We start from the raw sequence: 26403 nt of genomic DNA on the forward strand, positions 1-26403 counted from the left end.
GGGCGTCCGGTGTCCGAATCGGAGCGGCGAGGTCCGTAGGTCGCCGAGGCACCCTTGTGCAATTCCTGTGGAACCCTCAATCTTTCGGCTGACGCACACGGGCCTGACGCCCCTTTGTCATGCTCCCGACATACAGGGCTGCACATGCCCGTGCGTCACCGCACCACCCCCCACATGAACGCGCACCACCGATTGAGGAGGAACCCTCCATGGCAGTGATGCGTCACCCCCGGCGAAGACTGGCCGTCCTCGGCGCCGCCGCCTCCGCGGCGCTCGTCGCGAGCCTGGTCTCCGCACTCCCCGCGGGGGCAGCCCCGGCCGCACCCGAAGGCCGTGTCCAGTACGCGGGCGCCGCGAACGCCGTCGCCGGCAGCTACATCGTCACCCTGAAGGCCGACGCGGCCCGCTCGACCACCGCCAAGGGCCGTGCCCTGGCCGAGAAGTACGGCGCCGCCGTCGAGCGCACCTACTCCAAGGCGCTCAACGGCTACGAGATCGAGGCCTCCGAGGCCGAGGCCAAGCGCCTCGCCGCGGACCCGGCCGTCGCCTCGGTGGTGCAGAACCGCACCTTCACCATCAGCGCGACCCAGTCCAACCCGCCCTCCTGGGGCCTGGACCGGATCGACCAGCGCAACCGCCCGGTCAACCGGGCCTACACCTACCCGGACTCGGCCGGGCAGGGCGTGACGGCGTACATCATCGACACCGGTGTCCGCATCAGCCACAGCGACTTCGGCGGCCGGGCCTCCAACGGCTACGACGCGGTCGACGGCGACAACGTCGCCCAGGACGGCAACGGCCACGGCACCCACGTCGCCGGCACCGTCGCGGGCACCGCGTACGGCGTCGCCAAGAAGGCGAGGATCGTCGGCGTCCGCGTGCTCAACAACTCCGGCTCTGGCACCACCGCCCAGGTCGTCGCCGGCATCGACTGGGTGGCGCGCAACGCGGTCAAGCCGGCCGTCGCCAACATGTCGCTCGGCGGCGGCGCGGACAGCACGCTCGACGCGGCCGTCCGCAACGCCATCGCCTCCGGCGTGACGTTCGTCGTCGCGGCCGGCAACGAGTCGACCAACGCCTCCACCAAGTCCCCGGCGCGGGTGACCGAGGCGATCACGGTCGGCGCCACCACGTCCACCGACGCCCGCGCCAGCTACTCCAACTACGGTTCCGTGCTGGACCTGTTCGCGCCCGGTTCGTCCATCACCTCCGCCTGGCGCACCAGCGACACGGCCACCAACACCATCTCCGGCACCTCGATGGCCAGCCCGCACGTCGCCGGCGCCGCCGCGCTGTACCTGGCCGGCAACCCGTCGGCCACCCCCGCCCAGGTCTCGTCCGCGCTGACCTCGTCCGCCACCACCGGCGTGGTCACCAGCCCGGGCAGCGGCTCGCCCAACCGCCTGCTGTACGTGGGCTGAGCGCATCCACGGCGGTGGTGACACCGGCCGGTCCGGCGGGCCGGCGCCCCGCTCCCGGGAGCATCCCCGGGGGCGGGGCCCGTCATCGTCCGCCTACGATGCGCCTCGTGTCGATACCTCCGCCCGCCGGGCCGCAGTCCGAAGGCGGCGCCCAGCCGCCGTACTTCCCTCACCAGGGTGCGCCCGGTCCCGCGCCGTACTTCCCCTACGGCCTGTACGGGCCGTACGGGCCCCGGCCGCCCGCCGCCGTCAACGGTGTCGCCATCGCCGCCCTGGTCTTCGGAGTGCTCTGCTTCCTGCCCGCCGTGGGACTGGTGCTGGGGCTGATCGCGCTGTCGCAGATCAAACGGCGGGGCGAGCGCGGGAAGGGGATGGCGGTCGCGGGCGTCACGCTCTCGTCGCTCGGGCTGGCGCTGTGGACGGTGGCGCTCGTCACCGGTGGCGCGTCGGCGTTCTGGGAGGGTTTCAGGAACGGGGCACGCTCCGACAGCGTCCTGTCCCTGCGCACGGGCGACTGCTTCACCTCGCCCGGCGGACTGGAGGGCTGGACCACCGAGGCCCTCACGGTGGACTGCGCCGACGAGCACGACGGCGAGGTCTTCGCCCTCGTCGCCGTGCCCGGGAGTGACTTCCCCGGCGACGACAGCCTCGTCGAGCTGAGCGAGGACCGCTGCTACGAGCGGCGGAGCGCCTACGTCATGGACGGCTGGTCCCTGCCGGAGGAGATCGGCGTCTACTACTTCGCCCCGTCCGAGCAGAGCTGGAGACTGGGCGACCGCTCCGTCGCCTGTGTGCTCGGCCGCGAGGACGGGTCCCGCTTCAGCGGGTCGCTGCGCAAGGACGCGACCACCCTCGACGTCCATCAGCTCGCCTATCTGGAGGCGGCCGAGGTGCTCAACGCCGCGCTGGACGAGGTGCCCGCGTCGGACTACCCGGACGACGACGTGAGCGACGACCGGGAGTGGGCCGGGCAGGTCGAGGAGGCCGTCACCGAGCAGGTGCGGCTGCTGCGCGCACACACGTGGCCGGAGAAGGCGCGGGAGCCGGTGGACGAGCTGATCGCGGACCTGGGCGAGGCGCGGGCCGCCTGGGGGCGGGCCGCGGGGACCGCCTCCCCGGACTCCTACTGGATCCGTGAGGAGGAGGCCTGGGAGGCGACCGACCCCTCCCTGTCGATCACCGTGCGCGAAGCTTTGGGGTTGGCGACCTCACCGCCCGCTTACGACGAGGAGGTCGAGCGGGCGCCGGAAGCCGGTGAGATGGAGGTGTGAGCGCCTCCATAGCGGGGAGAAAGTGCCTGCGTAAAGCCCCTCCACGGCAGAAGTCATCACATCGAGTGATTCTCTGGCCTGCGCTTGCTTCGGACAACCCAGGGTTGCCACTCTGTTGCTGTCTGTACAACCTGATGGGAGCGGCCAGTGACATTCGGTGAGCAGCCGGCGTACCTGCGCGTCGCGGGTGATCTCCGCAAGAAGATCGTCGACGGTCAGCTGCCGCCCCACACCCGGCTTCCCTCCCAGGCCCGCATCCGCGAGGAGTACGGCGTCTCGGACACGGTCGCGCTGGAGGCGCGCAAGGTGCTGATGGCCGAGGGGCTCGTCGAGGGCCGCTCGGGGTCGGGGACGTATGTGCGGGAGCGGCCCGTGCCGCGGCGGGTCGCCCGGTCCGGGTTCCGCCCGGAGCGGGGGGCGACGCCGTTCCGGCAGGAGCAGGCCGACGTCGGCGTGCGCGGCACATGGGAGTCCAGCAGCGAGCAGACGGGCGCGAGCGCGTCGATCGCCCAGCGGCTGGGCATCGATCCGGGGGACCGTGTGATGCGCACGAAGTACCTCTTCCGGGAGGCCGGCGAGCCGATGATGCTCTCCACGTCGTGGGAGCCGCTCGCCCTCACCGGGCGCACGCCGGTGATGCTGCCCGAGGAGGGCCCGCTGGGCGGCATGGGCGTGGTCGAGCGCATGCGCGCGATCGACGTCATCGTGGACAACGTCACGGAGGAGGTCGGCGCGAGGCCCGGCCTCGCGGAGGAGCTGGTGCTGCTGGGCGGCGTGCCCGGCCACGTCGTCCTGGTCATCCAGCGCACGTACTTCGCGTCGGGACGCCCGGTGGAGACGGCGGACGTGGTCATCCCGGCGGACCGGTACCGGGCGGCGTACCACCTGCCGGTGAAGTAGGAAGCGCTGCGGGCGCACCGTGCGCCTGCCCGGGGGCCCGCACCGACGTGTCGCCCCTCTTCGTCGCCCGCCAAGGGCGTCCGCGCCTCCCCAGCCACCCCATCGCCCCCTCGCGCTCCCCTTCGCGCCCCGCGTCCTGGCTCCGCTCCGGCGTGGGGCTCGGCCCGCGCCGGGATGACGGGCGAAGGGATTTGGCCGTTCTCGCAGGTCGCCACAGGAGCAGGGCGAGGACGGCCATACGGCGCTGACCGGACATGTCGCCCCCGGCGCACGGCGCATCCGCCACTGTGCGCCCCCTCCGTGCTGGCCGGTTGCGTGCCTGTTCGTGAAAAGGCGTATTCGCTCAGTGAAGGTAAGGCGTAGGCTCGGGCATATGCGGACTGCCATTTCCTTACCGGGCGGGGCGCGGCACAGGTCGCGGAAGGCACGTGGAGGGGAGCGATGAGTGACGGCACGGTGACTCTTCCCTGGCTCGTGGTGCGTCAGGACGACAACGGCAACCGCTACCGGGTGGGCCGTTACGCGACACGCGCCGAGGCCGAGAAGATCGCGGACAGCCTCGACGGCCGCGGACACAAGCAGCTCTACTGGGTCGAACGCATCGGCCAGAACGGCTCCACCGTCAGCTGACCCGCCGGCGGATCCGGCCCCGGCGCACCAGCCCGTCTCCCGTAGGCTCCGGCGCATGAGCGAGCGGATCGTGGTGGTCGGTGCCGCCCTGTGGCACGAGGGGCGGCTTCTCGCCGCCCGCAGGAGCGCGCCCGCCGAGCTGGCCGGGCTCTGGGAGCTCCCCGGCGGCAAGGTCGAACCGGGTGAGGCTCCGGACGCCGCCGTCGTGCGCGAGTTGCGCGAGGAGCTCGGCGTCGACGCCGAGGCCGGGGAGCGCGTCCCGGGCCAGTGGCCGCTGCGGACGCCGTACGTCATGCAGGTGTGGACCGCCCGCCTGCGACCGGGGTCCGCCGCCCCGCGCCCTCTCCAGGACCACGACGAGCTGCGGTGGCTCACCCCCGACCGCGTCTGGGACGTCGACTGGATCGCGCACGACGTGCCTGCCGTGCGCGACACACTCATCCACCTCGGATCACACGACGGCGCGTGAGGCGATCCCGGCGCAACGCAGTGAGATGACGACCCATGAGCGCGCCGTGGGCAGGCGCCCGCGTGCAGGGTGCGCGCCTCACGCCGTTGTGCGCGGTACTCCGTCCGGGATATCGGGTATGTGGCTATTGACCACATGAAACCGGACACGGTCGGACTGCCTGACTCGCTCGGCGGGGAGGTGATCCGCGTGACCGACACCGACGGCGACCGGGCCACGTGGACCTTCGCCGCGGACCCGAACGCGGTCCGGGCCGCCCGTCGCGCCGTGCGCGAACAGCTCGCCCGCTGGGAGCTGGACGGCGTCGCGGATCTCGCGGAGCTGCTGGTCAGCGAGCTCGTCACCAACGCCCTGCGGCACGCCACCGGACCCGTCGGCGTCTGCCTCACCCGGCCCGCAGGACGGACCGGGGTGCTGCTCGTCGAGGTGTCGGACCCGGTCCCCGAACCGCCGCACGAACGCGACGCCCGGCTCGACGACGAGAGCGGGCGCGGGCTCCGGCTCCTGGCCCTCTCCTCCCGCCGCTGGGGGCACCGGTCGGGGCCGCACGGGAAAACGGTGTGGTGCGAACTCGCGGTCCCCGGGTGAGATCCCGCACGGCCGTTCGCAGGTCTGCGCGGGCCCTCGTCGTACCTCCTGACCGGTAACCGTTCATGACGGTTGTCGAACCGGGGATTCGATGGCGTGTCCGCTGGTTAGAAGACTGGAAGTGTTCTCACGGTGTGGACCGAAAAGCATCGGGACCGTGCTGTGATCGTGAACACCGTGTTGCGCGGCGCCGTAGTGCTGGATACTGCGGGCAGCCGCCCCCGGTGACCGGTGCCGGACGCGGTGAGCTGGAGGGGACGGTTCGCGTGAGCGAGATACCAGCGAAGGCCACGGAGTCCGAGGACTCGTCGGGCGGCTCGAGGGACGAGGCCGCCGACGGCCTCCTGTCCGGCGATGCTCCGTCCGGTGACGCCATGTGGCAGACCGCCCCGCCCGGCTCCATGTACGACTACATCAAGGTCGCGTCCTTCTCGATCGGCCCCGACGGGCTGGTCGACCAGTGGAGCCTGCGCGCCGAGCAGCTCTTCGGCATCTCCGCGGAGCGCGCCGTCGGCGCGGACCCCATCGAGGCGTTCCTCGAGCCCGTCCGCAGGGAGCGCGGCCAGCGCAAGATGGCCGAGATCCTCGACGGCCGCGAGTGGACCGGAGTGGTGCCGTTCCGGCTGCCCGCCCACCTGGCCGGGGACGACCGCGACCGCGAGGGCATCGCCGAGGTCTACGTCATGCCGACGCGGACCGAGGCGGGCGAGAAGGCCGCCGTCTGCATCGTCGTCGACGTCCGCACCCTGCGCCGTATCGAGACGGATCTGGCCGCCTCGCAGGCCATATTCGGCCAATCTCCCTTCGGGTTCGTGCTGATCGACCGGGACCTGCGGGTCCGCCGCGCCAACGAGCGGTTCGCGTCCCTCTTCGGCGGCACACCCGACGACCACCGCGGCAAGGGCGTCCACGACTACCTGCCGCGCGGCGAGGCCGAGCGGGTCGCGGCGACCCTGCGCCGGGTGCTGGAGACCGGGGAGTCGATCACGGACATGCACGTCACCGGGTTCATCCCCGGCTCCGACGAGCGCCGCCACTGGTCCGTCAACCTCTACCGGGTGCACAGCGGCAGCGGCCGTCCCATCGGCATCGCCTGGCTGGGCATCGACATCACCGCCCGCCGCGCCGCCGCCCGCGAGGCCGCCGCCGCGCGGCGCAATCTCGCCCTGCTGAACGAGGCCGGCGCGCGCATCGGCAACTCCCTCGACCTGGAGACCACCGCGCGCGAACTGCTCGACGTGGTCGTGCCCGGCTTCTGCGACCTGGCCACCGTCGACCTCTACCAGGGGCTGCTGGCCGGCGACGAGACCCCGCCCGGCCTCGCCGACGGCAGCGCCGAGGTGCGCCGGGTCGCCTTCGCCAGCGCCGTGTCCGACGGGCCCATCAGCGGCACCGGGGAGCCGGTGAAGCTGGGCGCCGTCCACCACTACCCGTTCAACTCGCCCTGCGCGGACGCCCTGCGCACCGCCCGCCCGCAGAGCGTGCCCGGCGAGGACGGCGGCCTGGTGCAGTCCACGCTCGCGGTGCCGATGGTCGCCCACGACACCGTGGTGGGCCTCGCCCAGTTCGCCCGCACCAAGGGCAGCGAGCCGTTCGGCGACCGCGACCGCGACCTCGCCGTGGAACTGGCCGCCCGCGCCGCCGTCTGCATCGACAACGCCCGCCTCTACCGCCGCGAGCACGAACGCGCGCTGATACTGCAGCGCTCCCTGCTCCCGCCCGGCGACCCGGAGGCGTCCGGCCTGGACATCGCCTGCCGCTACCTGCCCGGCAACGCGGCGAGCGGCCGCACCGGCGAGGTCGGCGGCGACTGGTTCGACGTCATCGAACTGCCCGGCCACCGCACGGCGCTGGTCGTCGGCGACGTCATGGGCCGCGGCCTGCGCGCCGCCGTCGCCATGGGCGAACTGCGCACCGCCGTACGGACGCTGGCACAGCTCGACCTCGAACCGGCCGAGGTGCTGGGCCAGCTGGACGAGATCGCCCGCGGACTCGGTGCGCCCGGTGGGCCCTCCCAGGCGTTCGCGGGAGGCGTCCAGCAGGCCACCCGCGCCGCCCGCCGCCCGCGCGAGGCGGACCTCTCCGAGGTCTACCTGGCCACCTGTGTCTACGCCGTCTACGACTCCGTCACCCGCCGCTGCACCTTCGCCAACGCGGGCCATCTGCCGCCCGTCCTGGTCGAGCCGGGTGAGAACGCGCTGATGCTCGACGTGCCGCCCGGCATGCCGCTCGGCGTCGGCGGGGAGCCCTTCGAGGAGGTGGAGGTCGAGCTGCCCGAGGGCGCCCTGCTGGCGCTCTACACGGATGGACTGGTCGAAAGCCGCGACCACCCCCTCGACGAGGGCCTCCAGGCGTTCGTGGGCGCGCTCACCGACCCGTCCGCCCCGCTGGAGGACGTCTGCGACCACGTCCTCAACACGCTCGACACCCATCACGGCGAGGACGACATCGCGCTGCTGATGGCACGTGTACAGGGCCTGCCCGCCGACTCCGTGGGCGACTGGACCCTGCCGCGCGAGCCGCGCAGCGTGGGCCGGGCCCGCGAGTACGCGCGCGCCCAGCTCCTCGCCTGGGACATGGAGCCGCTGGTCGACACCACGGAGCTGCTGGTCAGCGAACTCGTCACCAACGCCCTGCGGTACGGCGAGGGGGAGATCAGACTCCGGCTGTTGCTGGACCGCACCCTGGTCTGCGAGGTCTGGGACTCCGGCCTGGTCCAGCCCCGCCGGCGGCGCGCCCGCGACACCGACGAGGGCGGCCGCGGCCTCCAGCTCGTCGGCCTGCTGAGCGCCGCCTGGGGCTCACGCCGTACGCCGCGGGGCAAGACGGTGTGGTTCGAACTGCCGCTGCCCGGGGCCGACACCGGCCTCACCGACCCGGCGGAGGCGCTGCTCAGCCTGTTCTGACGCCCGGCGACCCGGCGGTGACCCCTCGTGATCATGACGTCACGGGCGCAACCGCACCACCCCTTCTCCTCGTCCTCACCCCCAACATCCGACGACGAGGGGAACGGCGGCATGGACCACGCGGAGTCGCGGGACGGGGCGACCGGCACGGACGCGCACACGGACGTCACGCCGGCCACGCCCGAACCCGCGCCCGAGTCCGGGAAGAAGCGCCGCAGACCCTGGGTGCGCCGCGTCCGACGCATCGCCCTCGTGCTCGCGCTGGTGCTGATCGTGCCGCTCCTCGCCGTCGAGACGACGCTGCGGGTCAACTACATGGGCGACCCGGCCGACGGCACCCACACCCGCGACCGGGACGCCATGTGGCTCGGCCACGCCTGGGTCGACGGACGCAAGAAGGACGCCGACGTCACCGCCCTCGCGCGCCGTCTCAAGGACACCGGCGTCCGGGACCTGTACGTCCACACCGGGCCGCTGGAGCACGACGGCACCCTGCCCGAGTCGCTGTATCCGCGCGCCCGTTGGTTCATCGACGCCGTGCACCGGGAGCTGCCCGGGGTCCGCGTCCAGGCGTTCCTCGGGGACGTCCTCGCCAACGGCGGCCCCGAGGGGCTGGAGCTGAGCGACGCCGCCACCCGCGCCGAGGTGGTGCGCAGCGCCGGCCAGGTCCTCGACACCGGCTACGAGGGCGTCCACCTGGACCTGGAGCCCCTGCACTCCGGCGACGGGAACTACCTCGACCTGCTGGACGACCTGCGGGAACTCACCCGCGAGCGGGACGCGCAGCTGTCCGTGGCCGCCCACCAGATCGACCCGCTGCCGCATCTCCACTCCGTCGCGGGCCTCGTCGCCGACCACCCCAAGTGGTGGTCGCAGAAGTTCTTCGGCCAGGTGGCGCGGCGCGTCGACCAGATCGCCGTGATGTCGTACGACACCGCGCGCCTCTTCGAGAGCACCTACGGCGGATACGTCGCCCAGCAGACCTCCCTCGCCCTGGAGGTCACCCCGCCCACCACCCACCTGCTGATGGGCCTGCCCTTCTACTACGAGAACAACCCCGGCCACTGGGGTCATGCCGAAACGGTCGCCGCCGCCGTCCGGGGCGCCCGCCTCGGCCTGTCCCGCACCGACCCCGACCGCGAACTCTTCGGTCTCGCCCCGTACATCGACTTCGCGGCGTCGGAGACCAACTGGAAGGAGTTCGAGGACGGCTGGGGCCGCTGACCCGTCAGGACCGGCGGCGGATCTTGTCGCCCAGCCATACCAGGGGGTCGTACTTGCGGTCCACCCCGCGCTCCTTCATGGGGATCAGCGCGTTGTCCGTGATCTTGATGCCCTCGGGGCAGACCTCCGTGCAGCACTTGGTGATGTTGCAGTAGCCGAGGCCGTGTTCGTCCTGGGCCGTGCGCTTGCGGTCCAGGCCGGACTCCTCGGCGGCGTCCAGCGGGTGCATGTCCAGCTCGGCGACCCGCATCAGGAAGCGCGGACCGGCGAACGCCGGTTTGTTCTCCTCGTGGTCGCGGACCACATGGCAGACGTCCTGGCACAGGAAGCACTCGATGCACTTGCGGAACTCCTGCGAGCGGTCCACGTCCTCCTGCATCATCCGGTACTCGCCCGGACCCACCCCGGCCGGCGGCACGAACGCCGGGATCTGGCGCGCCTTGGTGTAGTTGAAGCCGACGTCCGTCACCAGGTCCCGGATCACCGGGAACGCCCGCAGCGGGGTCACGGTGACCGTCTCCTCGCGGTCGAACACCGACATGCGGGTCATGCACATCAGCCGGGGGCGCCCGTTGATCTCCGCCGAGCACGAACCGCACTTGCCGGCCTTGCAGTTCCAGCGCACGGCGAGGTCGGGGGCCTGGGTGGCCTGGAGACGGTGGACGATGTCGAGGACCACCTCGCCGTCGTTCACCTCGACGCGGAAGTCCTCCAGGCCGCCTCCGTCGACGTCCCCGCGCCACACCTTGAAGCGGGCCTCGTAGCTGCTCACTCGTAGAGCTCCTCTTCGGCCAGGTACTTGACCAGCTCGTCCTTCTCGAAGAGGGCCAGCAGGTCGGGGCGGATGGGTTCGGTGGTCTCACGGGTCAGGGTGATCTGCCCGCGCACCGCGTCGGTGGCGGCGAGACCGCCGCTGGGGTCGGTCAGCGCGCACAGGAGGTTGACGTTGCGCCAGGCGCGGTCCATGGCGGCGTGGTCCTCGCGGGTGTGGCCGCCCCGCGACTCGGTGCGCTCCAGCGCCGCGCGGGCCACACACTCGCTGACCAGCAGCATGTTCCGCAGGTCCAGCGCGAGGTGCCAGCCCGGATTGAACTGCCGGTGGCCCTCCACTCCCGCGCGCCGGGCCCGCGCCCGCAGCTCGGCGAGCCTCTGCAGGGCCTGCCGCATCTCGTGCTCCCGGCGGATGATGCCGACCAGGTCGTTCATCGTCTGCTGGAGCTCCTGGTGCAGCGTGTACGGGTTCTCCGGCGGGCCGTCGGCCGGCTGCTCGCCCTCCGCGGAGAAGGGGCGCAGCGCCTCGGCCGCCGCCGCGTCGACCTGGGCGTCGTCCGCGCGGGGCCGCGCCCCGGCCCGGGTGCTCGCGTGGTCCGCCGCGTGCCGGCCCGCCCGGCGGCCGAAGACCAGCAGGTCGGACAGCGAGTTGCCGCCCAGCCGGTTGGAGCCGTGCATGCCGCCCGCGACCTCACCGGCCGCGAACAGCCCCGGCACCCCGCGCGCCGCCGCCGAGTCGGAGTCGACCGCGATGCCGCCCATCACGTAGTGGCAGGTCGGGCCGACCTCCATCGGCTCGGCCGTGATGTCGACGTCCGCCAGCTCCTTGAACTGGTGGTACATCGACGGCAGCCGCCGCTTGACGACCTCCGCCGGCATCCGGGTGGACACGTCCAGGAAGACCCCGCCGTGCGGGGAGCCGCGGCCCGCCTTGACCTCGGCGTTGATGGCGCGGGCGACCTCGTCGCGGGGGAGCAGCTCGGGCGGGCGGCGGTTGTGGTCCGGGTCGTCGTACCAGCGGTCCGCCTCCTCCTCGGACTGCGCGTACTTCTCCTTGAAGACGTCCGGGACGTAGTCGAACATGAACCGCTTGCCCTCGGAGTTGCGCAGCACCCCGCCGTCGCCGCGCACCGACTCGGTGACGAGGATGCCCTTCACCGACGGCGGCCAGACCATCCCCGTGGGGTGGAACTGCACGAACTCCATGTTGAGCAGCGGCGCGCCCGCGAGCAGCGCCAGCGCGTGCCCGTCACCCGTGTACTCCCACGAGTTCGAGGTGACCTTGAAGGACTTGCCGATGCCGCCGGTGGCGATCACCACCGCCGGCGCCTCCAGGACGAAGAAGCGGCCGGACTCGCGTTCGTAGCCGAAGACCCCGCTGACCTCGTCGCCGTCCTTCAGCACCCGGGTGACCGTGCACTCCTGGAAGACCTTCAGCCGGGACTCGTGGTCGCCGGTCTCGGCGTGATCCTCCTGCTGGAGGGCGACGATCTTCTGCTGGAGGGTGCGGATCAGCTCCAGGCCGGTGCGGTCGCCGACGTGCGCCAGGCGCGGGTACTCGTGGCCGCCGAAGTTGCGCTGGGAGATCCGGCCGTCCTGCGTCCGGTCGAACAGCGCGCCCCAGGTCTCCAGCTCCCACACCCGGGCGGGCGCCTCCTGGGCGTGCAGCTCGGCCATCCGCCACTGGTTGAGGAACTTCCCGCCGCGCATGGTGTCGCGGAAGTGCACCTGCCAGTTGTCGCCGGAGTTGACGTTGCCCATCGCCGCCGCGATGCCGCCCTCCGCCATCACGGTGTGCGCCTTGCCGAACAGCGACTTGCAGATCACGGCCGTACGGGCGCCCCGCTCGCGCGCCTCGATCGCGGCGCGCAGACCGGCGCCGCCGGCCCCGACCACGACGACGTCCCACTCCTGTCGGTCGACCACGGACATGAATAAGGCCCCCAGCTAGAAGAAGCGCGGATCGTCGAAGACACCGGACGCGACGAGGTAGACGTAGAAGTCGGCGAGCGCCACGCTGAGCAGCGAGGCCCAGGCGAGCTGCATGTGCCGGGCGTTCAGCCGGCTCACCCACTGCCACATCCGGTAGCGCACCGGATGCTTCGAGAAGTGCTTCAGCTTGCCGCCGACGATGTGCCGGCAGGAGTGGCAGGAGACGGTGTACGCCCAGATCAGGACGATGTTGACCAGGAACACCAGAGTGCCGAGCCCCATGTGGCCCCACGCGTAGTTCTCGTCGCGGAAGGCGAGCACGGTGTCCCAGCTCAGCACGCAGGCGACCAGCAGCGCCGCGTAGAAGAAGTACCGGTGGACGTTCTGCAGGATCAGCGGGAAGCGGGTCTCGCCGGTGTACTTCCCGTGCGGTTCGGCGACCGCGCAGGCCGGCGGGGACGCCCAGAAGCTCCGGTAGTAGGCCTTGCGGTAGTAGTAGCAGGTCAGCCGGAAGCCGAGCGGGAAGATCAGGATGATGATCGCCGGCGAGATGCCCCACCAGCCGCCGAAGAGTTCCCAGTTCGGGCCGCCGCGCATCGGCTCGCAGTTCTCCGCGAGGCACGGCGAGTAGAACGGCGACACGTACGGCGCCGCGTAGTAGTCCGCGCCTGCGAAGGCCCGCCAGGTCGAGTAGACGACGAAGGCGAGCAGTCCGGCCGCGGTGGCGGCCGGGGCCAGCCACCAGCGGTCGGTCCGCAGGTGCGGGGCGGAGATCGCGGCGCGCGTGCCGGATCTCACGCCGCCGCGGCGCTCGGGTTCGGTCGCAGGGGGTTCCGTACCAGTGGCCACGTCGTCCACTCCGGTAGGGGTCGGGGGGTGCCAGGTCGGCGGGGCGGCGGTCGGGCGGGGGTCAGGGGGCGTGGCGGTCGCGGGCGCCGAGACCCTCGTCGTCGGTGTCCACCCACAGCGACGGGTCGTAGGGGGCGTCGGAGATGGTCACGAGGTCGGGCCGCTTGGCCGGGCCCGCCGCGGCGACGGCGGTCTCCCGGAGCAGCGCGAGGCTCTCGCGCAGGTGGTTGGTGTCGGAGCGGACGCGGCGGATCTCCAGACTGCCGCTGCCCAGCTGCTTCTCCAGCCGCCCCACCGACCTCACCAGGTCGTCGAGGCAGCGCTGGACGGTCGTCAGTTCATCGTGCACGGACATGACGTGACCTCACTTCCACGGGTCCTTCTGGCCCAAGGCGGTGCAACGGTCATGCGCCTGCGAGTGTTGCGCGTCACACCTTGCGCTGGGAAGGGATGTGCATCGATTGGCCGAGGCGCATGGATGCATCGTCCGGTGCGAAGCCGCGTGGCGCCGGGTGCGTTGCGCCGCACGGGTGGGCTTGGCGCCCGTGGCCGCCGTGTCGCCCGGGATCGCAGAACCCTTTCCTCTTCAGTGGGCCGCATACATCGGATGAACGCCCCATACCAAGTGTGATCACCAGCCCGCGGTTTTCGGAGGTATCCAGAGATGTCCCACGACGGCATCGGCCCGCGCGCTGTCCTGCGCTCGGTCGCCTTCCTCACCGCCGGCATGCTCACGGTGCCCGCCCTGGCCGGATGCGGCTCCTCCGATGACCACGCGGGCAAGCCCCTCGCGGGCGCGGACGTCGCGGGCGCCGACCGGTCCGACATCGCCGACGGCGGGACCCTGCGCTGGGCCGTGGACACCGTCCCGGACACCCTGAACACCTTCCAGGCCGACGCCGACACCACCACCGCCCGGATCGCCGAGGCCGTCCTGCCGTCGATGTACCGCACGGACGGCCGGGGCCGGGCCGTGCGCAACCCCGACTACCTGGCCTCCGCCGAGGTCGTCGACACCGAGCCCAAGCAGGTGGTCGTCTACCGGCTCGCCCAGCAGGCCGTCTGGAGCGACGGCCGGGAGATCGGCGCCGCCGACTTCGCGGCCCAGTGGCGCGCCCTGTCCGGCAAGGACACCGCCTACTGGACCGCCCGCAACGCCGGCTACGACCGCATCGAGAAGGTCGAGCGGGGCAAGAACGACCTCGAGGTCAAGGTCACCTTCAGCCGCCCCTACGCCGACTGGAAGTCGCTGTTCAGCCCCCTCTACCCCAAGGAGGTCATGGGCACCCCGGACTCCTTCAACGACGGGGCGCGCAAGAAGCTCAAGGTCACCGCCGGGCCGTTCACGGTGGACACGGTGGACACCGAGGAGGACGAGGTCGTCCTCGCCCGCAATCCGCGCTGGTGGGGCAGGTCCGCCAAGCTGCAGAAGATCGTGCTGCGCGCCGTGCCGCACGACAAGCGCGTCTCCGCGCTCAGCGACGGCACCCTCGACCTGGCCGAGATCGATCCCGAGGCCGCCCGGCGCGTCACGGTCGCCGCCCTGCCGCAGGACGGGAACACGCCCCTGATGGGCCCCGAGGCCGACCGCTCCGCCGCGGACGCGCTGCGCTCCTGGGCGGTCGCCAACGGCTCCGACGAGGACGCGGCCGACGAGGAGATCTCCGCCCGCGAGAAGCTGCGCGAGAAGGCCGAGAAGTACGCCCGGCAGCAGAAGGCGCTCGGCGGCTTCGAGGTGCGCAAGTCGCTGGAGCCCGTGTACACCCAGCTCGCCCTGAACGGCGCCGAGGGCCCCCTGTCCGACGAGCGGGTCCGCCGCGCCGTGGCCCGCGCCCTGGACCGCGAGGACATCGCCGGGGCCGTGCTGAAACCGCTCGGCCTGCCCGCCGAGCCCGTCGGCAGCCACCTCGCGCTGTCCGGCCAGGCCGCCTACGCCGACGGCAGCGGCGCCCTCGGCAAGCCGGACGCCAAGGAGGCCCGGGCGCTCCTCTCGGACGCCGGGTGGGTGCCGGGCGGCCCGGTGGAGGAGGAGAAGGAGGAGAAGAAGGACGCGAAGAAGGACGAGGGCGAGGAGGCGGCCGGCTCCGAGGCCGACAAGGACGAGTCCGGCGGCTCCGAGGGCGGCGGCGACGGCACGTACATCGTCGGCGAGGACGACGGCAAGAACGACGGCGACGGCAAGGCCCCGCACGACTCCGGCACCGGCACCGGCCGGCTGAAGCAGGGCGGCACCCCCGCCGGGGCCTACGCCCCCAAGGGCACCGCGGCCCCGGCCCGCGCCGACACCGCCCCGGTCGCCAAGGACGGCAAGGCGCTGGTGCTGCGGTTCGTGCTGCCGTCGGGGCCGGGCTCCAAGACGCTGGAGACCGTGGCCGGCCGGATCGCGAAGATGCTCGAGAGGATCGGCATCCGCACCGACATCACCAAGGTCGACAACGACAGCTACTTCAAGGACCACATCGCGTCCGGCGACTTCGACCTGGCCCTCTACTCCTGGCCCGCCACCGCCTTCCCCGCCACCGACGCCCGCCCGGTCTACTCCAAGCCGGTCCCGGCCGCCGACGGCTCGCTGAACGTGGAGCAGAACTGGACGCGGGTCGGCACCGACCAGGTCGACCAGCTCTTCGACCAGGCCATCGCCACCCTCGACGACTCCGAGCGGCGCGAGCTGATCCGCAAGGCCGACTCCCGGATCTGGGCGGCGGCCGGCTCCATCCCCCTCTACCAGCGCCCGCAGCTCGTCGCGGCCCGCGAGAACCTCGCCAACGCCGGCGCCTTCGGCTTCGCCACCCCCGTCTACGAGGACATGGGCTTCCTGAAGAAGTCGGCGCAGGGACCGGAGGGGTCCCCGGGGGCGAAGAGCGGTGAGTCGTCCTCCGGGAGCTGACCACCGGCCCGCCCGGAAACGCGACGCGGCCCGGCGCCCCCACCAGGGGCGCCGGGCCGCGTCGTGTGCGCGGTGCGGTGATCAGCCGTGCTTGGCGCGGCTCGCGGCGCGGGCACGCTCGCGGGCGTCCAGGTTCACCTTGCGGATGCGGACGGCCTCCGGGGTGACCTCCACGCACTCGTCGTCGCGGCAGAACTCAAGGGACTGCTCCAGCGACAGCTTGCGCGGCGGGACGATCGACTCGGCCACGTCGGCCGTGGACGACCGCATGTTGGTGAGCTTCTTCTCCTTGGTGATGTTGACGTCCATGTCGTCGGAGCGGGAGTTCTCACCGACGATCATGCCCTCGTACACCTCGGTGCCGGGCTCCACGAAGAGCACGCCGCGCTCCTGCAGGTTGGTCATCGCGAAGGCGGTGACCGCGCCGGCGCGGTCGGCGACCAGCGAGCCGTTGTTGCGGGTGGTCAGCGTGCCGAACCAGGGCTCGTGGCCCTCGTGGATGGAGTGGGCGATGCCGGTGCCGCGGGTCTGGGTCAGGAACTCCGTCCGGAATCCGATCAGACCGCGCGAGGGCACCACGAACTCCATGCGGACCCAGCCGGAGCCGTGGTTCGACATGTTGTCCATGCGGCCCTTGCGGACGCCCATGAGCTGCGTGACCGCGCCCATGTGCTCCTCGGGCACGTCGATGGTCATGCGCTCGACGGGCTCGTAGACCTTGCCGTCGATCTCCTTGGTGACCACCTGGGGCTTGCCGACGGTGAGCTCGTAGCCCTCGCGGCGCATCTGCTCGACCAGGATGGCCAGCGCCAGCTCGCCGCGGCCCTGCACCTCCCAGGCGTCGGGGCGCTCGGTGTCCAGGACGCGGAGCGAGACGTTGCCGATCAGCTCGCGGTCCAGGCGGTCCTTGACCTGGCGGGCGGTGACCTTGCGGTCCTTGACGGCCGCCTTGTTGTCGGCGCCCTTGCCGGTGCCGCCGCGGCCGACCAGCGGGGAGGTGTTGGTGCCGATGGTCATGGAGATCGCGGGCTCGTCCACCGTGATCAGCGGCAGCGCGACCGGGTTCTCCTGGTCGGCCAGGGTCTCGCCGATCATGATGTCCGGGATGCCCGCGACCGCGCAGATGTCACCCGGGCCGGCCTTCTCGGCGGGCTTGCGGGTGAGCGCCTCGGTCATCATCAGCTCGGAGATGCGGACGTTCTGCACGGAGCCGTCGCGCTTCATCCACGCGACCGTCTGCCCCTTCTTCAGCTCGCCCTGGTGGACGCGCAGCAGCGCGATACGGCCGAGGAAGTTGTCGGCGTCCAGGTTGGTGACGTGCGCCTGGAGCGGGGCGCCCTCCTCGTAGGTGGGGGCGGGGATGTGCTCGAGGATCGTCGAGAAGAACGGCTCGAGGGAGTCGGAGTCGCCGGGGACCGTGCCGTCGTCGGGCTTGGTCAGCGAGGCGATGCCGTCACGGCCGCAGGCGTAGACGATCGGGAACTCGATCTGCTCCTCGTCCGCGTCCAGGTCGAGGAAGAGGTCGTAGGTCTCGTTGACGACCTCGTCGATCCGGGCGTCGGGACGGTCCGTCTTGTTGATGCACAGGATGATCGGCAGCCGCTGCTGCAGCGCCTTGCGCAGCACGAAGCGGGTCTGCGGCAGCGGGCCCTCGGAGGCGTCCACCAGCAGCACGACACCGTCGACCATCGACAGACCGCGCTCGACCTCGCCGCCGAAGTCGGCGTGGCCGGGGGTGTCGATGATGTTGATCGTGATGGGCTCCCCGCCGTCCTTGGGGTGGTACTTCACCGCCGTGTTCTTGGCGAGGATCGTGATGCCCTTCTCACGCTCCAGGTCGTTCGAGTCCATCATGCGGTCGTCGACCTGGTCGAGCTGGTGGGCGGCGAAGGCGCCGGCCTGCTTGAGCATGCCGTCGACGATGGTGGTCTTGCCGTGGTCGACGTGGGCGACGATGGCGACGTTGCGGATGTCGTGACGCGTTACAGACGGTGCCATGAAAGGCGTACTCCCGGAGGTGGTGAAGGTTGCCCGCCGCAGACGTCTGTGGTGCGAGGGCCCTGCCGGGCTGGACACGCCTCGGCCTGACTCCATGGTACGGGGCCGCCGCCACTACGCCCGCGCGCGCCGGAGGGCCGGGGTCCGGGACGCCCGGCGTCCGGGGGCGGGGGACGTCACCGGGCGGTTGCACGTGCTTCCGGCAAACGCAACATCTCGTTCGGATATCGGTGATCCCGCATGCGGGTTTCGGACATGTAAACCAAAAACGCGCACCAAATGTCCGGATTGCCGCATTCAATTCAGAGGTGTCAAGCGCGCGCAGGTGTCGATCTCTGCAATATTTCCTCAAAAAAACGACGGTAGGGAGATCCCTATGTCGTACGCCCTTGACGCGCGTTGACTCTCTTGGCGAAAGTTCCCCCAAACCGCAGAACCCGCCGGTATCTGCGCTGCGCTCAACTCTCCAACCCCCCGGGGGACGAACACGATGACCAGTCCAACTAAGGCCGAGGACTCCGGGTCCGCGGCTGTCTTGGACCCCGAGCTCACGGCGGCCGACGAAGTCGCCAAGGGCGAGAAGCAGCCCGAGGGTCGGTCCCCCGGCCAGTTGATGTGGCAGCGCTTCAAGCGCGACCGTACCGGGGTCGTCTCCGCGTGCGTAGTGATTTTCTTCTTCGTGGTCGCCGCTTGTGCCCCGCTCATCGCGAAGCTCTACGGGAAGAACCCCTACACGCTGTACGCCCAGGAGCCGGAGTATCCCTTCCTCCTGGACGACTTCGCCATGCCGACCGGTTCCTTCGGCGGCATGTCGGGCGACTTCTGGTTCGGCGTGGAGCCCAAGCTCGGCCGTGACGTGTTCACGATGCTGCTCTACGGCATGCGGACCTCGCTCTACATGGCCGTGGTCGTCACCACGCTGTGTGTGGTGACGGGCGTGATCATCGGCATGGTCAGCGGGTACTTCGGCGGCCGGGTGGACTACTGGCTGGGACGGGTCACGGACTTCTTCCTGGCCTTCCCGAGCCAGCTGTTCTTCATCGCCTTCATGCCCGTCGTGACCGCCATGTTCGTCTCCCCCGCGGACGAGACCCCCACCTATCTGCGGGCCGTGGCGATCATCCTGGTGATGTGGTTCCTCGGCTGGATGGGCCTGGCCCGTCTGGTGCGCAGTTCCGTACTGTCGCTGGCGGAGAGGGAGTTCGTGGAGGCGGCCAAGGTGTCCGGTGCTTCTCCCTGGCGCATCGTGCGCAAGGAGATCCTGCCGAACATCGTCACCCCGATCCTGGTGCAGGCCACCTACATCCTCCCCAGCACGATCCTCACCATCGCCTTCCTCTCGTTCATCGGTGTCGGCTTCGTCGAGCCGACCCCCGACTGGGGCCGGATGTTCGCCGTCGGCGCCGACGTGTACGAGCAGGACCCGATGTTCATGTTCTTCCCGGGCGTGGCGCTGGTGACCTTCGTTCTCGCCTTCAACCTTCTCGGAGACTCCGTCCGGGACGCTTTCGACCCCAAGACCGGACGCTAACCGTCCATTGGTGGTGGGGGAGCTGCCGCCCCCGTGCCGGGTGACCGGACCGTCAGGCAGCACTCGTGGACAACTAACGACAGGTAGGTGCATCGGCATCATGAAGCCCATCAGAACGCGGACCGCGCGCGCCATCGCCGTGGCCATCGTGGCCGGCTCTCTGGCCCTCACCGGCTGCTCCGGCAACGACAACGGCGGCGGCAAGGGCAAGAGCGACGCGAAGTCCCAGAAGGACGCCGCCGAGCAGCAGGACCCTGTCGCGTACGGTGACGCCGCCGCCTCCACCGGCCCCGCCGAGGAGGTCCCCGGAGCCAAGTCCGGCGGTTTCATCAACGTCTACATGCAGTCGGACCTGTCCCACATGGACCCGGCTCAGATCTACGTCAGCGACGCCGGGCAGTTCGCCAACCTGGTCCACCGCGGCCTGACGAACTTCCAGGAGGACGAGAAGGGCAACCTGACGGTCGTCGGTGACATCGCCACCGACTCCGGCAAGTCCTCCGACGGCGGCAAGACCTGGACGTTCACGCTCAAGGACGGCATCAAGGACGAGGACGGCAACGTCATCACCTCGGCCGACGTCCGCCACACCATCGAGCGCATGTACTCGAAGGTCATCTTCGACGGTCCGACCTACGTCCAGTCGTGGCTCTCGGGCAACGACTACCGCAAGGCGCTGCCGGACGGCCCCTACAAGGGCAAGCACCTGCCGGACTCCGTGCTGGAGACCCCGGACGACAAGACGGTCGTCTTCCACTTCGACCAGCCGCGCCCGGACCTCCCGCAGGCCCTGGCCATGGCCGGTTACGCCATCGTGCCCCAGAAGCAGGACACGAAGGAGAAGTACGACGACGCCCCGGCGGCGCTCGGCCCCTACAAGATCGCCGAGTACAAGGCCGGCAAGTCGATGAAGCTGGTCAAGAACGACCAGTGGGACCCGAAGACGGACTCGGTGCGCCACCAGTACGTCGACGGCTACAACTTCACCTCGACGATCGACCAGCCCAGCCAGACCAAGCGTCTGATCGCCGACCAGGGCGAGGCCAAGAACGCCATCCAGTTCACGGACTCGGTCGACCCGGCGCAGCTGTCCACGGTCATCAGCGACCCGGACGCCAAGAAGCGCACCGTCCAGGGCTACCAGCCCTACGTGTGGCAGCTCACCTTCAACCTCGACCGCGTCAAGGACAAGAAGATCCGTGACGCGATCACCTACGCCATCCCGAACCAGTCCATGGTCCAGGCGGACGGTGGCCGCTACGGCGGTGAGGTCGCCGGCGGTCTGCTCGCCCCGACCCTGCCGAACTTCGACCCGACGTACGACCCGTTCGGCAAGCTGAAGAAGCCCAACGGCGACATCGAGAAGGCCAAGCAGCTGCTGAAGGAGGCGGGTGTCAAGGAGGGCACGAAGCTCACCTACGCCTACTCCAACACCCCGCGCGGCCAGGCCCAGCAGGTCATCATCAAGGACGCCCTGGGCAAGATCGGCTTCGACGTCCAGGCCAAGGAGATCGACCGGGCCAGCTTCTACGAGCAGGTCGGCAAGCTGGACAACCCGTACGACATCTACATGACCGGCTGGGGCCAGGACTGGCCGTCGGCGTCCACGGTCATCACCCCCGTGTACGACGGTGAGCTCATCCAGGACGGTGCGTCGAACTACTCGCACATCAACGACAAGCAGGTCAACGACCTCATCAAGAAGGCCCTGACGCAGGAGCCGGAAGAGGCCGCCAAGACCTGGGAGCAGGCTCACAAGCGCATCGTGGAGGAGATCAACCCGGCTGCTCCGGTCTACTACTCGAAGCAGATCCAGCTCTACGGATCGAACATCGGTGGCGCCAAGTACAGCACCGAGTCGAGCTACATCGACATCAACGACCTGTACCTGAAGCAGCCGTAACCGTCAGCTCGGCTGACCGCGGGGGTGTGCGCCAGGCGGAGCGCACCCCCGCGGACGGTTCTCCCTCCCTGCCGCCGCGTTTCGAAGAGAGCATTCACCCGCCATGCTTCAGTTCCTCATCCGCAGGCTGATCGGCGCCGTCGTCATCATGTTCCTGATCGGCGCCTTCACGTTCTTCCTGTTCTACACAGTTCCACAGGACTTCGCTGCGCTGTCTTGCGGCAGAAACTGTTCTCCGGAGAACCTCGCGGTCATCCGGGAGAACCTCGGCCTGGACAAGCCCATCACCACGCAGTTCTGGGAGTTCATGACGGGCATCGTGGCCGGCCGCGACTTCCCGCAGGGGCACTGCTCCGCGCCGTGCCTGGGTGTCTCCTTCGACAGCGGCAACTTCGTCTGGGACTCCATCGTCGACCGCTTCCCGCTGACGCTGTCGCTGACCGTCGGCGGTCTGGTGATCTTCCTGACCCTGGGCCTCGGTTCGGGTCTGCTCGCCGCCTGGAAGCGCGGCACCGTGGTCGACAAGGTCGTCTCCGGCGCCTCGATCGTGCTGAGCTCGTTCCAGATCTACCTGCTCGGACCGATCGTCCTGGGCATCCTGGTCTACAGCTCCGGCATCATGGAGAACCCCAAGTACCACCCGTTCACCGAGAACCCGGGCACCTGGGCCCTCGGACTGCTCATCCCCTGGGTCGTGATGGCCACCATCTTCACCGCCCAGTACACGCGTATGTCGCGCTCGACCATGATCGAGCAACTGCAGGAGGAGCACGTCCGCACCGCGCGCGCCAAGGGCATGTCGCAGCGGTACGTCTTCTTCCGCTACGCCTGGCGCGGCTCCCTCATCCCGATCGTCACCATCCTCGGCATCGACCTCAGCGCTCTGCTCGCGGGCGCGGTCGTCACGGAGTTCACCTTCGACCTGCCCGGCCTCGGCCGGCTCGCGGTCGACTCCTCGCTGACCAAGGACCTGCCGCTGACGATGGGCATCATGCTGTTCGGGGCGTTCTTCATCCTGATCCTGAACATCATCGTCGACCTCGCGTACGCATACATCGACCCGCGCGTGCGGCTCAGCTAGGAGAAACACCGTGACCACACTGACCAAGACCGAAGGCGACAAGGCCCCGACCGGGCCTGGCTCCTTCCTCTCGGTCCGCGACCTGCGGGTGCGGTTCTCCACCGAGGACGGCATCGTCAAGGCGGTCGACGGACTGTCCTTCGACGTCGAGCGCGGCAAGACCCTCGGCATCGTGGGCGAATCGGGCTCCGGCAAGTCCGTGACCAACCTGACCGTCCTCGGTCTGCACAACCCCAAGAGCACCACCGTCGAGGGCGAGATCATCCTCGAGGGGCGCGACCTGGTCACCGCCTCCGAGAAGGAGATGGAGAAGCTCCGCGGCAACAAGGTCGCGATGATCTTCCAGGACCCGCTGACGGCGCTCTCGCCGTACTACACGGTGGGCCGGCAGATCGCCGAGCCGTTCATGAAGCACACCGGCGCCTCCAAGAGGGAGGCCCGGGAGCGGGCGATCGAGATGCTGACCAAGGTCGGCATCCCGCAGCCCAGGACCCGTGTGGACGACTACCCGCACCAGTTCTCCGGCGGTATGCGCCAGCGCGCCATGATCGCCATGGCGCTGGTCTGCGACCCCGACCTGCTGATCGCCGACGAGCCGACCACGGCCCTGGACGTGACGGTCCAGGCGCAGATCCTCGACCTGCTCAAGGACCTCCAGCAGGAGTTCGGGTCCGCGATCATCTTCATCACCCACGACCTCGGCGTCATCTCCGACATGGCCGACGACCTGCTGGTGATGTACTCGGGCCGGGCCGTGGAGCGCGGCAGCGTCCGCGAAGTGCTGCGCGAGCCCAAGCACCCCTACACCTGGGGCCTGCTCAGCTCGATGCCGCGCCTCGGCGGCGACACCTCGCAGGCGCTCAACCCGATCCCCGGATCGCCGCCCAGCCTGCTGAACCCGCCCTCCGGCTGCCCCTTCCACCCGCGCTGCGCCTTCACGGACAAGGTGTCGGGCAACCGCTGCAGCACCGAGCGCCCGGCGCTCGGCGAGGGCCGTGCCGCTGCCTGCCACCTGACGGCGGAGCAGAAGCAGACCATATTCATCGACACGATCCAGCCCCGGCTGCGCTAGGGAGAGATCCGAGACATGAGCGACAACCTCACCCTCCCCGCACAGCAGGGCTCCACCGGCGCGTCCACCGAGGCGCTGCTGAAGGTGGAGGGCCTGACCAAGCACTTCCCGATCTACGGCGGCTTTCCGATCAAGCGGAAGGTCGGCGCCGTCCAGGCGGTCGACAACGTCGACCTGACCGTCGGCGTCGGCGAAAGCGTCGGACTGGTGGGTGAGTCGGGCTGCGGCAAGTCGACCACCGGCCGGCTCATCACCCGGCTCCTGGAGCCGACCGGCGGAAAGATCGAGTACGCGGGCCAGGACATCACGCACGCCAAGCGCAAGCAGCTGGCGCCCGTGCGGTCCGAGATCCAGATGATCTTCCAGGACCCGTACTCCTCGCTGAACCCGCGGCAGACCGTCGGCACGATCATCAAGTCGCCGATGGAGGTCAACGGGATCAACCCCGCGGGCGGCCGGGAGAAGCGGGTCCGCGAGCTGCTCGAGCTCGTCGGCCTGAACCCCGAGCACTACAACCGCTTCCCGCACGAGTTCTCCGGCGGCCAGCGCCAGCGCATCGGCGTCGCCCGGGCGCTCGCGCTCAACCCGAAGCTGATCGTGGCGGACGAGCCGGTCTCCGCGCTCGACGTGTCGATCCAGGCGCAGGTCGTCAACCTGCTGCAGAAGGTCCAGGAAGAGATGGGCATCGCCTTCCTCTTCATCGCCCACGACCTCGCCGTCGTGCGGCACTTCTCGCAGCGCGTGGCCGTCATGTACCTGGGCAAGGTGGTCGAGGTCGGCGACCGCGACTCCATCTACAACCGCCCGCGGCACCCCTACACCCACGCCCTGCTCTCGGCCGTGCCCGAGGTGGCCATGGACGACGAGACGGAGAACCGCGAGCGCATCCGCCTCGCCGGTGACGTCCCCTCGCCGATCTCGCCGCCGTCCGGCTGCCGGTTCCGCACCCGGTGCTGGAAGGCGCAGGACAAGTGCGCCACGGAGGAGCCCCCGCTGGTGCAGATCTCCGGCAACCGCGAGAACCACCTGACGGCCTGCCACTTCCCGGAGGAGCCCAGCATCGAGGCGCGCTCCGAGGACGTCGTGATGGACCCGGCCCTGAAGGCGCTGGAGAAGGACGGGGACGTCGCCAAGGGCTGACCCCCTCTCCTTCAGGACGCACGGCCCCGAGGACCGGGGGCGGGAGGACACCCTCCCGCCCCCGGTCCTTTCGCGTCGCGGGCGCGGGAACGGGCCCGTGAGCCCGTCCGGTGGATCTTCGACCCGTACGGCCCCGGCGGGCGTGCGCGCCGGAGCCGCCGCTTCCAGGCTGGCCCGGTAAGGGACCCGGGCACGAGGAGGCACCCATGCGCACCATGACGCACGCCAGGTGGGCCGCCTGCGCGACGGCGCTCGCCCTCGCCACGGCGGGGTGCGGCGGCGGGGGAGGCAGCGGCGACTCGGGGGCCGTGCTGAGCGCCTCCTGGGGCGACCCGCAGAACCCGCTGGAGCCGTCGAACACCAACGAGGTGCAGGGCGGCAAGGTCCTCGACATGATCTTCCGGGGCCTGAAGCGGTACCACCCGGAGACCGGCGAGGCGCAGGACATGCTCGCCGAGAAGATCGAGACCACCGACTCCCAGAACTTCACCATCACGGTCAAGGACGGCTGGACCTTCAGCAACGGCGAGAAGGTCACCGCCCAGTCCTTCGTGGACGCCTGGAACTACGGCGCGAGCCTGCGCAACAACCAGCGCAACGCCTACTTCTTCGGCTACATCGAGGGCTACGACCAGGTGCACCCCGAGGAGGGCGAGCAGACCGCGGACACCCTGTCCGGGCTGAAGGTCACCGGCGAGCGCACCTTCACCGTCAAGCTCACCCAGAAGTTCTCCACCTTCCCCGACACCCTCGGCTACAACGCCTTCGTCCCGCTGCCGCGGGCGTTCTTCGACGACCACGACGCCTGGGTGAAGAAGCCCGTCGGCAACGGGCCCTACCTGGTCGACTCGTACACCCGCGGCTCGCAGATGTCGCTGCGCAGGTGGGACGACTACCCGGGCGACGACAAGGCGCAGAACGGCGGCGTCGACCTGAAGGTCTACACCGACGCCAACACCGCCTACACCGACCTGCTGGCCGGCAACCTCGACCTCGCGGACGACATCCCCGCCGCCCAGCTCAAGAACGTCAAGGCCGACCTCGGCGACCGCTACCTCAACACCCCCGCCGGCATCCTCCAGACCCTCGCCTTCCCGTTCTACGACCCGGACTGGAACAAGGCGGGCTCGGAGAAGGTCCGCAAGGGCCTGTCCATGGCGATCGACCGCAAGCAGATCACCGACACGATCTTCCAGAAGACCCGCACCCCCGCCACCGACTGGACCTCACCCGTCCTCGGCGAGGACGGCGGCTTCCAGGCCGGCCTGTGCGGGGAGGCCTGCGAGTACAAACCCGACGAGGCCAAGAAGCTGATCGAGGAGGGCGGCGGCCTCCCCGGCGGCAAGGTGACGATCACCTTCAACGCGGACACCGGCTCCCACCGCGAATGGGTCAACGCCGTCTGCAACTCCATCAACAACGCATTGGACGACGAGCGTGCGTGCACCGCCGCCCCGGTGGGCACCTTCGCCGACTTCCGCAACGAGATCACCGACCGCAAGATGCCGGGCCCGTTCCGCTCCGGCTGGCAGATGGACTACCCGCTCATCCAGAACTTCCTCCAGCCGCTGTACTACACCAACGCCTCCTCCAACGACGGCAAGTGGTCCAACCAGGAGTTCGACGACCTGGTGAACCGCGCCAACCAGGAGACCGACACCGCCAAGGCCATCGACCTGTTCCAGCAGGCGGAGGAGGTGGTCCGCGACAACATGGCCGCGATCCCGCTCTGGTACCAGAACGGCAGCGCCGGCTGGTCCGACCGGCTCTCCGACGTCAAGCTCAACCCCTTCAGCGTCCCCGTGTACGAACAGATCAAGGTGAGCTGAT

General features: G+C 70.3%; 19 protein-coding genes and 1 pseudogene. 15 read left to right on the forward strand and 5 right to left on the reverse strand.

The window, feature by feature from the left end:
* Positions 1-209 precede the first annotated feature (209 nt).
* From ACP7TJ_RS21530 to ACP7TJ_RS21565, 8 genes and pseudogenes are all read left to right on the forward strand, one after another.
* Positions 210-1418: pseudogene (locus ACP7TJ_RS21530) on the forward strand (S8 family peptidase); the annotation flags it as partial.
* Between the two features lie 101 nt (positions 1419-1519).
* Positions 1520-2692, forward strand: coding sequence for a DUF4190 domain-containing protein (locus tag ACP7TJ_RS21535; protein ID WP_427764702.1), 1173 nt, complete (start codon positions 1520-1522; stop codon positions 2690-2692).
* Positions 2693-2839: 147 nt separating this feature from the next.
* A complete protein-coding gene (locus ACP7TJ_RS21540) occupies positions 2840-3592 on the forward strand; it encodes a GntR family transcriptional regulator (protein WP_093766868.1) in 753 nt (250 codons plus the stop codon).
* 441 nt (positions 3593-4033) lie between these two features.
* Positions 4034-4222, forward strand: a complete 189-nt coding sequence (locus ACP7TJ_RS21545; protein WP_048455826.1) for an SPOR domain-containing protein — start codon at positions 4034-4036, stop codon at positions 4220-4222.
* Positions 4223-4277: 55 nt separating this feature from the next.
* Entirely contained in the window at positions 4278-4691 is a 414-nt protein-coding gene (locus ACP7TJ_RS21550; protein ID WP_266400464.1) for a (deoxy)nucleoside triphosphate pyrophosphohydrolase, read from the forward strand.
* 135 nt (positions 4692-4826) lie between these two features.
* Positions 4827-5279 carry an ATP-binding protein gene (locus ACP7TJ_RS21555; RefSeq protein ID WP_266400467.1) on the forward strand — a complete coding sequence of 151 codons (453 nt, stop codon included), beginning with the start codon at positions 4827-4829 and terminating at the stop codon, positions 5277-5279.
* Positions 5280-5545: 266 nt separating this feature from the next.
* Positions 5546-8185 (forward strand): SpoIIE family protein phosphatase, encoded by a 2640-nt coding sequence (locus ACP7TJ_RS21560; RefSeq protein ID WP_367547399.1) that lies wholly within the window; start codon positions 5546-5548, stop codon positions 8183-8185.
* Between the two features lie 111 nt (positions 8186-8296).
* A complete protein-coding gene (locus ACP7TJ_RS21565; RefSeq protein WP_427764708.1) occupies positions 8297-9409 on the forward strand; it encodes a hypothetical protein in 1113 nt (370 codons plus the stop codon).
* A 4-nt stretch (positions 9410-9413) separates the two neighbouring features.
* On the opposite strand, the gene ACP7TJ_RS21570 is transcribed toward ACP7TJ_RS21565, so the two are convergent.
* From ACP7TJ_RS21570 to ACP7TJ_RS21585, 4 genes are all read right to left on the reverse strand, one after another.
* Entirely contained in the window at positions 9414-10181 is a 768-nt protein-coding gene (locus ACP7TJ_RS21570; RefSeq protein WP_093766873.1) for a succinate dehydrogenase/fumarate reductase iron-sulfur subunit, read from the reverse strand.
* Positions 10178-12112, reverse strand: coding sequence for a fumarate reductase/succinate dehydrogenase flavoprotein subunit (locus ACP7TJ_RS21575; protein WP_167740906.1), 1935 nt, complete (start codon positions 12110-12112; stop codon positions 10178-10180). The genes ACP7TJ_RS21570 and ACP7TJ_RS21575 overlap by 4 nt, the downstream gene beginning before the upstream one ends.
* A 15-nt stretch (positions 12113-12127) precedes the next feature.
* Positions 12128-12961 carry a hypothetical protein gene (locus tag ACP7TJ_RS21580; protein WP_093767036.1) on the reverse strand — a complete coding sequence of 278 codons (834 nt, stop codon included), beginning with the start codon at positions 12959-12961 and terminating at the stop codon, positions 12128-12130.
* A 61-nt stretch (positions 12962-13022) separates the two neighbouring features.
* Positions 13023-13316, reverse strand: coding sequence for a hypothetical protein (locus ACP7TJ_RS21585; RefSeq protein ID WP_167740904.1), 294 nt, complete (start codon positions 13314-13316; stop codon positions 13023-13025).
* 309 nt (positions 13317-13625) lie between these two features.
* Between ACP7TJ_RS21585 and ACP7TJ_RS21590 the strand changes: the two genes are divergently transcribed.
* Positions 13626-15848: an ABC transporter family substrate-binding protein gene (locus tag ACP7TJ_RS21590; protein WP_427764713.1), complete on the forward strand. Its 2223-nt coding sequence runs from the start codon at positions 13626-13628 to the stop codon at positions 15846-15848.
* Between the two features lie 81 nt (positions 15849-15929).
* Here the strand turns inward: ACP7TJ_RS21590 and typA are convergent, their stop codons facing one another.
* Complete coding sequence (typA, locus tag ACP7TJ_RS21595) at positions 15930-17846, reverse strand: translational GTPase TypA (protein WP_093766877.1); 1917 nt, start codon at positions 17844-17846, stop codon at positions 15930-15932.
* A 490-nt stretch (positions 17847-18336) separates the two neighbouring features.
* Between typA and ACP7TJ_RS21600 the strand changes: the two genes are divergently transcribed.
* The 6 genes from ACP7TJ_RS21600 to ACP7TJ_RS21625 all read left to right on the forward strand — a co-directional run bounded on the left by ACP7TJ_RS21600 (position 18337) and on the right by ACP7TJ_RS21625 (position 26402).
* Entirely contained in the window at positions 18337-19377 is a 1041-nt protein-coding gene (locus tag ACP7TJ_RS21600) for an ABC transporter permease (protein WP_093766878.1), read from the forward strand.
* Positions 19378-19477: 100 nt separating this feature from the next.
* Positions 19478-21280 carry an ABC transporter substrate-binding protein gene (locus ACP7TJ_RS21605; RefSeq protein WP_093766879.1) on the forward strand — a complete coding sequence of 601 codons (1803 nt, stop codon included), beginning with the start codon at positions 19478-19480 and terminating at the stop codon, positions 21278-21280.
* A 103-nt stretch (positions 21281-21383) separates the two neighbouring features.
* On the forward strand, positions 21384-22361 hold the full coding sequence (locus ACP7TJ_RS21610) for an ABC transporter permease (RefSeq protein WP_093766880.1): 978 nt from the start codon (positions 21384-21386) through the stop codon (positions 22359-22361).
* 10 nt (positions 22362-22371) lie between these two features.
* Positions 22372-23433 (forward strand): ABC transporter ATP-binding protein, encoded by a 1062-nt coding sequence (locus ACP7TJ_RS21615; protein WP_093766881.1) that lies wholly within the window; start codon positions 22372-22374, stop codon positions 23431-23433.
* Positions 23434-23448: 15 nt separating this feature from the next.
* The gene (locus tag ACP7TJ_RS21620; protein WP_167740901.1) at positions 23449-24573 is read left to right on the forward strand and encodes an ABC transporter ATP-binding protein; all 1125 of its coding nucleotides are present in this window, start codon (positions 23449-23451) and stop codon (positions 24571-24573) included.
* A gap of 206 nt (positions 24574-24779) precedes the next feature.
* Complete coding sequence (locus tag ACP7TJ_RS21625) at positions 24780-26402, forward strand: peptide ABC transporter substrate-binding protein (RefSeq protein WP_189912576.1); 1623 nt, start codon at positions 24780-24782, stop codon at positions 26400-26402.
* The last annotated feature ends 1 nt before the right edge of the window (position 26403 follow it).

Source organism: Streptomyces sp. DSM 41931, assembly GCF_050271085.1.
Taxonomy (GTDB): Bacteria; Actinomycetota; Actinomycetes; order Streptomycetales; family Streptomycetaceae; genus Streptomyces; species Streptomyces albogriseolus.

What these genes read in the sequence shown, in the direction of transcription:
- ACP7TJ_RS21535 (WP_427764702.1), top strand. Translation starts at nt 1,520, where the DNA reads ATGCGCCTCGTGTCGATACCTCCGCCCGCCGGGCCGCAGTCCGAAGGC.
- ACP7TJ_RS21545 (WP_048455826.1), top strand. Translation starts at nt 4,034, where the DNA reads ATGAGTGACGGCACGGTGACTCTTCCCTGGCTCGTGGTGCGTCAGGAC.
- ACP7TJ_RS21550 (WP_266400464.1), top strand. Translation starts at nt 4,278, where the DNA reads ATGAGCGAGCGGATCGTGGTGGTCGGTGCCGCCCTGTGGCACGAGGGG.
- ACP7TJ_RS21555 (WP_266400467.1), top strand. Translation starts at nt 4,827, where the DNA reads ATGAAACCGGACACGGTCGGACTGCCTGACTCGCTCGGCGGGGAGGTG.
- ACP7TJ_RS21565 (WP_427764708.1), top strand. Translation starts at nt 8,297, where the DNA reads ATGGACCACGCGGAGTCGCGGGACGGGGCGACCGGCACGGACGCGCAC.
- ACP7TJ_RS21575 (WP_167740906.1), bottom strand. Translation starts at nt 12,112, where the DNA reads ATGTCCGTGGTCGACCGACAGGAGTGGGACGTCGTCGTGGTCGGGGCC.
- ACP7TJ_RS21585 (WP_167740904.1), bottom strand. Translation starts at nt 13,316, where the DNA reads ATGTCCGTGCACGATGAACTGACGACCGTCCAGCGCTGCCTCGACGAC.
- ACP7TJ_RS21590 (WP_427764713.1), top strand. Translation starts at nt 13,626, where the DNA reads ATGTCCCACGACGGCATCGGCCCGCGCGCTGTCCTGCGCTCGGTCGCC.
- typA (WP_093766877.1), bottom strand. Translation starts at nt 17,846, where the DNA reads ATGGCACCGTCTGTAACGCGTCACGACATCCGCAACGTCGCCATCGTC.
- ACP7TJ_RS21600 (WP_093766878.1), top strand. Translation starts at nt 18,337, where the DNA reads ATGACCAGTCCAACTAAGGCCGAGGACTCCGGGTCCGCGGCTGTCTTG.
- ACP7TJ_RS21605 (WP_093766879.1), top strand. Translation starts at nt 19,478, where the DNA reads ATGAAGCCCATCAGAACGCGGACCGCGCGCGCCATCGCCGTGGCCATC.
- ACP7TJ_RS21610 (WP_093766880.1), top strand. Translation starts at nt 21,384, where the DNA reads ATGCTTCAGTTCCTCATCCGCAGGCTGATCGGCGCCGTCGTCATCATG.
- ACP7TJ_RS21620 (WP_167740901.1), top strand. Translation starts at nt 23,449, where the DNA reads ATGAGCGACAACCTCACCCTCCCCGCACAGCAGGGCTCCACCGGCGCG.
- ACP7TJ_RS21625 (WP_189912576.1), top strand. Translation starts at nt 24,780, where the DNA reads ATGCGCACCATGACGCACGCCAGGTGGGCCGCCTGCGCGACGGCGCTC.